Origin of the sequence: uncultured Phenylobacterium sp., assembly GCF_902826855.1 — a bacterium.
Taxonomy (GTDB): Bacteria; Pseudomonadota; Alphaproteobacteria; order Caulobacterales; family Caulobacteraceae; genus Phenylobacterium.
The window spans coordinates 1-8,200 of sequence record NZ_CADEGK010000198.1 but is presented as its reverse complement, the minus strand read 5'-3'; the positions used below and the strand labels follow the sequence as shown (position 1 = coordinate 8,200).

The 8,200-nt window shown below is 69.5% G+C and carries 8 protein-coding genes and 1 pseudogene; 6 read left to right on the top strand and 3 right to left on the bottom strand.

Annotation, left to right across the window (positions count from 1 at the left end):
* The 6 genes from QZV94_RS20430 to QZV94_RS20405 all read left to right on the top strand — a co-directional run.
* Positions 1-405: hypothetical protein (locus QZV94_RS20430; RefSeq protein ID WP_293681197.1), on the top strand; the 405-nt coding region annotated here is incomplete at its 5' end.
* A gap of 53 nt (positions 406-458) precedes the next feature.
* Positions 459-1,832: a lipopolysaccharide biosynthesis protein gene (locus tag QZV94_RS20425; protein ID WP_293681194.1), complete on the top strand. Its 1,374-nt coding sequence runs from the start codon at positions 459-461 to the stop codon at positions 1,830-1,832.
* On the top strand, positions 1,829-3,538 hold the full coding sequence (locus tag QZV94_RS20420) for a fatty acyl-AMP ligase (RefSeq protein ID WP_293681191.1): 1,710 nt from the start codon (positions 1,829-1,831) through the stop codon (positions 3,536-3,538). Before QZV94_RS20425 ends, QZV94_RS20420 begins: the two co-directional genes overlap by 4 nt.
* A 23-nt stretch (positions 3,539-3,561) precedes the next feature.
* Entirely contained in the window at positions 3,562-4,485 is a 924-nt protein-coding gene (locus tag QZV94_RS20415; RefSeq protein WP_367254974.1) for an NAD-dependent epimerase/dehydratase family protein, read from the top strand.
* A 108-nt stretch (positions 4,486-4,593) separates the two neighbouring features.
* Positions 4,594-4,845, top strand: coding sequence for an acyl carrier protein (locus QZV94_RS20410; RefSeq protein WP_293681199.1), 252 nt, complete (start codon positions 4,594-4,596; stop codon positions 4,843-4,845).
* Between the two features lie 2 nt (positions 4,846-4,847).
* Positions 4,848-6,062 carry an aminotransferase class I/II-fold pyridoxal phosphate-dependent enzyme gene (locus QZV94_RS20405; protein ID WP_293681188.1) on the top strand — a complete coding sequence of 405 codons (1,215 nt, stop codon included), beginning with the start codon at positions 4,848-4,850 and terminating at the stop codon, positions 6,060-6,062.
* On the opposite strand, the gene QZV94_RS20400 is transcribed toward QZV94_RS20405, so the two are convergent.
* The 3 genes and pseudogenes from QZV94_RS20400 to QZV94_RS20390 all read right to left on the bottom strand — a co-directional run.
* Positions 6,017-6,946, bottom strand: a complete 930-nt coding sequence (locus tag QZV94_RS20400; RefSeq protein ID WP_293681185.1) for a hypothetical protein — start codon at positions 6,944-6,946, stop codon at positions 6,017-6,019. The two genes, QZV94_RS20405 and QZV94_RS20400, sit on opposite strands and share 46 nt — an antisense overlap.
* Positions 6,943-7,848 (bottom strand): diacylglycerol kinase family protein, encoded by a 906-nt coding sequence (locus QZV94_RS20395; RefSeq protein WP_293681182.1) that lies wholly within the window; start codon positions 7,846-7,848, stop codon positions 6,943-6,945. Before QZV94_RS20395 ends, QZV94_RS20400 begins: the two co-directional genes overlap by 4 nt.
* Positions 7,845-8,200 (bottom strand): annotated as a pseudogene (locus tag QZV94_RS20390) (CDP-alcohol phosphatidyltransferase family protein); the annotation flags it as partial. The gene QZV94_RS20395 and the pseudogene QZV94_RS20390, both read right to left, overlap by 4 nt.

Genomic DNA, 8,200 nt, shown 5'->3' with positions numbered 1-8,200 from the left:
GCGGAGGCCGGTGTCGACCCCTCACACGGCGAACTCCGCGGCGAGGTGTTCCTGTTCGGCAGCCACGAGGCGGGCGCCTGGCGCGTCGACGGGAACCTCGGGCTCGAGCAGGAGAGCCGTGAGGCGAGCCTCGTCTACGCGTGGCGCGTGCAGCGGACCCTCGGGTTGCGATGGGCGGCTGCGGTGGAGGGCGGAGGCGGCGGCGGTTTCGGCGGCGAGCGCGAGCACTTCGCCGGCGCGACCCTGAGCACCGAGTTGGAAAAGCCGGCCATCGAGCTGCGGTTGGGCTGCCTGTTCGACCTCAAGAGCGGCGCTCACCTCACCCGGGTCGGATTCGCCTTGCCCTTGTGGGACCCGCGCCGGAGCGCCGCACAGAGCTTGGCGCGGGAGCGTGATAGGGGGTAGTCAGGCGCGCCGCGGGTGGGCGGTTGTCACAGCGTTAGGGTAGTTTCAGGCGCATGAGCGCATCCCAGGCGGAGCTGATTGCCGGCGTGCGGCCGATCCTGAAACGGGTCGTGACCAATGCGGGCATGCTGCTGGGCGGCCGGCTCGTCAATGCGGTCTTGAGCCTGGGCTACATGGCGATCGCCGCGCGGGCGCTGGGCGTGCGCGAACTGGGCGTCCTGGTGCTGATTCAGGCCTTCGCGCAGTTCCTGGGCGACGTGGTGAAGTTCCAGTCCTGGCAGACGATCATCCACTACGGCTCCCAGCCGCTGGACGCCGGGCAGGTGCGACCCTTCCAGCAGGTGCTGCGCTTCACCCTGGTGCTGGACCTCGCATCGACGGTGCTGGGGATCGTCGTGGGAATTGCGGGCTGCTTCCTGTTCGCCGGTCATCTCGGTTGGACGGCCGAAGAGGCGCCCGGGGCGGCGCTGTTCATGCTGACCATCGCCTTCATGGTCTCGGCCACCCCGGTGGGCCTGCTGCGCATCTTCGACCGGTTCGACGTCATGGCCCGCCAGGCCGCCCTGATCGCCCTCCTGCGCATGGTGGCCAGCGTCGGGGCGTGGCTGTGGATGCCGAACCTCACAGGCTTCATGATCGCCTTCGCCGTCGGCACCGTCGGAAGCTGGCTCTATCTCGCCGGCGCGGCGCTGGGCGAGCTTCGCCGGCGCAAGCTGCTGGACGACTTCTCGTGGCGCGGTTCCCTGAGCGCAGGCATGCCCGGCGTCTGGCGCTTCGCCTGGAACACCAACCTGACAACCACCCTGGAGGTGGCCTTCACTCACGCCGCGACCCTGATCGTCGGGGCCCTGGTGGGGCCGGCGCAGGCTGCGTTCTGGCGCGTCGGGCGACAGGTGGCTGACGCCATCGCCAAGCCCGCCAAGCTGCTGACCCCCGCGCTGTATCCGGAACTGGCGCGGCTGCGCTCCGAACATCGTTATGCCGCCATGTGGCGCCTAGCGACTCAGGTGGGGCTCCTGGGCGGAGGTCTCGGCGCGGTCCTCCTGGCCGTCAGCATCTTCGCGGGCCCGCCGATCCTCGCCTCGGTCATGGGCGCGGGGTTCGCGCCGGCCGCGGTGGTGATGACCTGGCAGGTGGGCGCGGCGGTCATCGGCATCCTGGCCCTGCCGCTGGAGCCGATGCTGATCTCGCTGGGCAAGCCCGGCCTTGCGGTGCGGGTCAGATTGGCGGTGGGAGCCCTCTTCCTCGGCATACTGCCTTGGCTCGTGACCGCGTTCGGCCTTATAGGCGCGGGCGCGGGCCTGGTGGCCGCGGCCGGCGCCCTTGCCCTGGGCATGTTGTGGTTCATCCTGAAAGAGAACGGGAATCGGCCGGTGGCGCCCGCGCCGCCGCCCGCAACCGCTGAACGACTGGAAGGCGAAGTTTGACTCCGACACCAACCGCTCCTGACCGCCGCTACCATCCGGGCGGCTTTGCGACCCTTACCGAGGCGCTGGACTTCGCCGCCGCGGGGCCGACCGGCGTCAATCTCTACGGCCTGCGCGGCGAGCTCATCGAGGCCATGCCGTATGCGGAATTGCGCACGCGCGCCCGCGCCCTGGCCGCGCGCCTGCTGGCCAGCGGCCTGAAACCCCTCGACCGCGTAGGTCTGGTGGCCGAAACCGACGCCGACTTCGTCACCGCCTTCTTTGCCTGCCAGTACGCCAGGCTGATCCCCGCGCCCCTGCCCCTGCCGGCTCCTCTCGGCGGCCGCGACGCCTACGTCGAACAAGTCGGCCGCATGCTGGGCTCGGCCAAGGCCGCCGCCGTGTTCGGGCCAGAAAGCCTGTTGCCCTGGTTGCAGGCGGCCGCCGACGCCAATGGCGTGCGAATCTGCGGGCAGGTTGCGGACCTGCCGCAGGCCACCTCCGCCGAACTGCCCGCGCCGGCCCCGGACGACGCCTGCTACGTACAGTTCTCCTCGGGCAGCACCCGCAATCCGACCGGGGTGCTCTGCACCCACCGCGCCCTGATGGCCAACGCCCTGGCCTCCACCAGCGGCGGCCTATGCACGACGGCGGCTGACCGGGCGGTCTCGTGGCTGCCGCTCTACCATGACATGGGGCTGGTCGGATTCCTGCTGATGCCGCTGTCGGTGCAGATGTCCATCGACCTGATGCCGACCGGCGCCTTCGTGCGTCGCCCCCTGCTCTGGCTCGATCTCATCTCCAAGAACGGCGGCACCATCTCCTACAGCCCCAGCTTCGGCTACGAACTGTGCGCCCGCCGCGGGGACGGCTCCCGCGAGGGCCTGGACCTGTCGCAATGGCGCGTGGCCGGCTGCGGCGGCGACATGGTGCGCCCCGCCCCACTGCTCGCCTTTGCCGAGCGCTACGCCCAGGCCGGATTCAAGGCCACCGCCTTCGTGGCCAGCTACGGCATGGCCGAAGCGACGCTGGGGCTTTCGATGGCGCCACTTGGCAAGGGGCTCATCTTCGACACCATCGATGTCGACCGGCTGGAGAAGGATGGCGGTGTCGTCGAGGGCGCCGGCGTGCGGTCCCGGGCCTTCGTGCGTTGTGGAGCGGTATTGCCGGGCCATGAACTGGACGTGCGCGACGAGGCCGGCGCGGTGCTGCCGGAGCGGCGTGTCGGGCGCATCTTCGTGCGCGGGCCCAGCCTGATGCGCGAGTATTACGGCGATCCGCGGGCGACGGCGGCGGTGCTGGGTCGTGACGGATGGCTGGACACCGGGGACCTCGGCTACCTGGTCGACGGACAAGTCGTGCCCACCGGCCGGGCCAAGGACCTGATCCTCCTCAACGGTCGCAACGTCTGGCCGCAGGATCTTGAATGGTCGGCAGAATCCGAGATCGAGAAACTGCGCAGCGGTGACGTTGCGGCTTTCTCCGTCGACCGCGACGAGGGCGAGCAGCTGGTGGTGCTGGTGCAGTCCCGCTCCAGCGATCCGCAGGTGCGCCGCGGGCTCACGGAGGATGTCGCCGCCCTTCTCCGCGCCCGTCACGGCGTCGAAGCGCAGGTGGAGCTGGTGGGCCACAATGCCCTGCCGCAGACCTCATCCGGCAAGCTCAGCCGCTCCAAGGCCCGTGCGCTGTTCCTGGCCGGTGCCTTCAGGCAGGAGGAGCCGGCCTGAGCGGCGGCCCGACGGGCGCCCGCTTGGCGGCGGTCACCGGGGCGACCGGATTCCTGGGTCGCCAGGTGGTCCGCGCCCTTGCCGCAGACGGCTGGCGCGTACGAATCCTCGCCCGCCGCGACCCGATCGACCCCCTTTGGCGCGACGTGGCGCCCGAGGTGATACCCGGCGATGTCGCCGACGAGGTTGCCCTCGGTCGGCTTTGCGCGGGGGCGGACGTGGTCATCCACGGCGCCGGCCTCGTCAAGGCGAGAACCCGGGCGGAATTCGATTCGGTGAACGTGGAGGGCGCCCGCCGCGTCGCCGTGGCGGCTCGCGAGGCGCGGCATGTTGTCCTGATCTCCAGCCTGACCGCCCGCGAACCGGAACTCTCGCACTATTCCGCCAGCAAGCGGGCGGGCGAGGAGGCCATGCGGAGCGTCCTGGGGCCGCGACTCACCGTCGCCCGGCCGTGCGCGATCTACGGGCCCGGAGACCGCGAGCTGCTGCCCGTGTTCCAGGCGGCCGCGCGCAGTCCCATTCTTCCCCTGATGGGAGAATCGGCTCGGGTAGCGATGATCCACGTCGAGGACGCTGCGGCGCAGGTCGCGGCCCTTGCTGCGGCGCCGTCCCAAGGGGTGGTGCAGGCGCTCTGCGATGCACGCGCGGATGGCTACGCCTGGCGCGAGCTGATGGCCGAGGCGGCGCGGGCGTGCGGCCGGACGCCCCGGTTGGCGGCAGTTCCGAAGCTGCTGATCCACGCCATCGGAATCACAAATGATTTCACAGTGCTGCTGGGCGCCACGCCGATGCTGAGCTCAGCTAAGGCGCGCGAGTTGTTGCATCCGGATTGGGCCGTCTCGCCGGAGGAACAGCCGCAAGGTTTACCGGGCGCGCGCCATGACCTCCGCAGCGGTTTTTCCGCCACAGTTGCCTGGTACCGCAGTGCGGCATGGATGAAACAATAGCTGCGGTTTTGTGACCGGCGGGCGAACCCAAGGTAGAAAAACCGGCCGGACACGGTTAGTTACCCGATTTGGCGTGAGTGTAGCGAGCCGATGGGGGGCTCAAGCATGGTGGAACTGGCGACGGATTTGACCGTCCGTGAAGTCGCGCGAGCGGCTGAGACGGTCCTTGGCCGGAGCGTCCAGGTCACGCACGACACCGACATTGCACGCGACCTCGCTGTAGATTCGCTTGCACTCATGAACATCGTAATGGAGCTTGAGGATCGATTCGATCTCTCAATCCCCCTTGATCGTCTGGCGACGGTGCAGACGGTCGGCGATCTCTCCGATCTGATCAACAAGCTGCGGGTGAAGGCTTAACGATGGGGCTGCTCGACAAGCACCTGGGCTATCGCGCCCCGTTGGATGGCATCCGCGCTGCAGGCGCCGATCCCTCCAACGTCCGATTCGACGCCATCCTGTCCCCCACCGAGGGTACCCTGGACGGCAAGAAGGTCATCCTTCTTGGCACCAACAACTATCTGGGCCTGACCTTCGACCCTGATTGCATCGAGGCCTCGGCCGAGGCGGTGCGCAAGTGGGGCACCGGGACCACCGGGTCGCGATTCGCCAATGGCACCTTCGCCGGCCACGCGGCGCTGGAGACAGCCCTCGCCAAGTTCTACGGCCGCAAGCATGCGATGGTCTTCACCACCGGCTACCAGGCCAACCTGGGCGGCATCTCCGGCCTCGTCGGCCGCGGCGACCACCTGATCCTGGACGCCGACAGCCACGCCTCGATCTATGACGCCGCCAAGCTCTCCGGCGCCGAGGTCATCCGCTTCCGCCACAACGACCCCGAGGACCTCGCCAAGCGCCTGCGGCGTATGGGCGACGCCGCCAAAGGCAGCCTGATCGTCGTCGAGGGCATCTACTCGATGATGGGCGACGTCGCCCCGCTGAAGGAGTTCGTCGAGGTCAAGAAAGAGGCCGGCGCCTACCTCCTGGTGGACGAGGCGCACTCGATGGGCGTGCTCGGCGACAAGGGCCGCGGCCTTGCGGAGATGTGCGATGTCGAAGCCGACGTCGACTTCATCGTCGGGACCTTCTCCAAGAGCCTGGGCGCGGTCGGCGGCTTCCTGGTCTCCGATGAAGACCACTTCGACCTGCTGCGCATCGTCAGCCGGCCATACATGTTCACCGCCTCCCTGCCCCCGGCGGTGATCGCTTCGACGCTGACGGCGCTGACGCGGCTCGAGCAGGACTCCAGTCTGCGCACCAAGCTCGCGGCCAACGCGGACCAGCTCTACGAGGGCCTGCGCGATATGGGCTATGCGGTCGGCCCGCACGCCAGCCCGATCACGGCGGTGGTCATGCCCGACCAGGCGATGGCCGTGACCATGTGGAACGCGCTCCTGCAGAACGGCATCTACCTGAACCTGGCGATCCCGCCCGCCACGCCGGATAACCGGTCGCTGCTGCGCTCCAGCGTCAGCGCCGCGCATACGTCCGCGCAGATCGACACAGTGCTGCAGGCCTTCGAGCAGCTCGGTCAGGAATTCGGGCTGCTCAAGCGGCCTCGCCGCGCTTCCGCCTGACGTCGCTTCAGTTCCAGCCATGCGCCGGGCGCCGCCAGGAATGGATGGCGTTCGCGGAACGGTGTAACCGCGATGTCGACGCCGGTGTGCCGATGGATCTTGTACGCCGCATAGCGCGCCGCGCCGTCGAAGGTGAAGGCCGCCTTCAGGATACGCGCCACGTTCAGCGGCTTGCCCATCAGGTTCGGCGCCGTCCAGCCGGGCAGACCGCGCTTCACAGGCAGTAGGTTCCCCGCCGCTACCTCGAACGCCACCCCGCCCGCGCGCCAGGCCAATGGCAGCAATTCGGCATAGCGGCCGCCGTCGCCGGTCAGCAGCGTCTCGGCCCGGTCTGTCGTCTCCATCCGGAATTCGGCCGCGTAGGTCCTGCGGAACAGGGCGAGCCAGAAGGCGCTCGCGGGGCCTTCGTCCGGCCCGAGCCTCGCGGCATAGCGCGCAGCCGAGACCACCGCTGCGGCGCAGGCCGCCGCCGCCGCTCGCCCGGCCTCGGGGCCTGCGCTCCACACCAGCTGCGACGGCTGCACGAACCGCGCCCACACCGACACGTCGGGCGTCCGGCCCTCCGCTGCACGACGGAAGGTGGCCAACGGCAGGGTCGCCACCTTCGCCCGCAGCGTCGCACCCTCGACGGCGACCTCATGATAGCTGACCTCCGGCCATAGCAGCCGCTCAACGAGTCCCTGGAGGCCCGTACGATGCGGTCGAACGGTCAGGCGATAGAAGTCCAGCACGCCGGAGAGGTCGCCGGTCCTGAGCGTAGAGCCGTAGTAGAGTACAGCCACGTCCCGGGCGGGGTCGACCAGCGCGGCCGCCAGAGCCCGCACAGCGGCCGGCGCCGGAGCCGCGAGCTCGGCGGCGATACGGTCGGTCAGCGCCTCGCTCACGGGATAACGAACTCCAGTTCCGGGCCCTGGCGCAGGGACATGGTTCCGCCGTCGAAAATCTCGCCATCCAGAACGAAGTCGCCGGCGAAGGTCAGATCGAAGGCCGCCAGATCATCGCGCCGATAGCCGCAGCTCGCCAGCCACGGCGGCGCGCGCCCCTGCAGGATGGCGGGGACGGCCGCCACGAGCCGTCGCGGTGGGGCCTCGATGGAGAGCACCTTCAGACCCTCATGCGGCTCGCCGAACGGCTTCAGGCCAAGCGGGAACCGTTTCAGGGTCGAGGCCAGGACCAGGAACCAAGGTCGCGCCGCGCCTGCAAAGGAGAGCTCCGCGCCTTCCCCGCGCCGCCACGGCTCGTCGGCGCCGCCGAAGAGCGTTCGCGCGGCGGCGCCGGCCAGGGTCACGCCGATGGCGGCGTTGTCGAAGAAGCCGCGGGCGTGGTTCTTCTGGGCGAGCTCGGTGCCGCGCACGAACGCGCCTAGGCCGAAAAGGAAGCCCCGCCGCTCAGGCAGCGCCTGGCCCGGACGCACCACCTCCAGGCAATGACGTCCTTTCGGCCGCTTGCCGGCCCGCGCTGCGGCCAGGACCTGCTCCAGCGAGGATCCCAGGGGCACGCCGAGGTCCAGCGCCAGCGCGTTGGTCTTGCCGTTGGGCAGGATCGCCAAGCGCGGGAAGCGGCCGCCGTACGCCTCCGGCAACCGGGTCAGCACCTCGCGCACCGTACCGTCGCCGCCGTCGATCACCACAAGGTCCACGCCCTCTGCGGCCAGCCGGCGCAACCCCGCGAACAGCTCACTCTCCTGTTCCGGCACGATGCCCAGCACGTCATCCGGCAGGGGCGCGGGCCGGCCGCCCCGGTTGCGATGGCTGCGCTGGTTCCAGATGACGCCCGCGCGGATCACCGCGACAGCCAGGACACCATGCGAGCCCTGGGGGTCGCGAAGGCCTGCAGGAACTGGCCGGCGTGCACCGCCAGGCTGATCGCGGTCCACCAGGCCACGACGTAGAAGCCCATGTGAGGCAAGCCGATGATCCATGCCGGCGTGAGGATCAGAAGGTTCGGGTTGCGCCGGGCGGTGATCAGCCGGAACCAGCTGTCGAAGCGACGCCATGAGTGCACGTGGAAGCCGTAGCGGCGCATGAACACACCCTCGAAGATCCGCTGGACCACATAGCCCACGATGATCACCCACATGTAGAACTGCGGATGCGGCGGGCGCAGGCCCAGCTGCTGGCACCCCACCCACCAGGCGA

Bases quoted from the DNA above. Each gene is read 5' to 3' on its own strand.
- QZV94_RS20425 (WP_293681194.1), top strand. From the start codon at position 459: ATGAGCGCATCCCAGGCGGAGCTGATTGCCGGCGTGCGGCCGATCCTG.
- QZV94_RS20405 (WP_293681188.1), top strand. From the start codon at position 4,848: ATGGGGCTGCTCGACAAGCACCTGGGCTATCGCGCCCCGTTGGATGGC.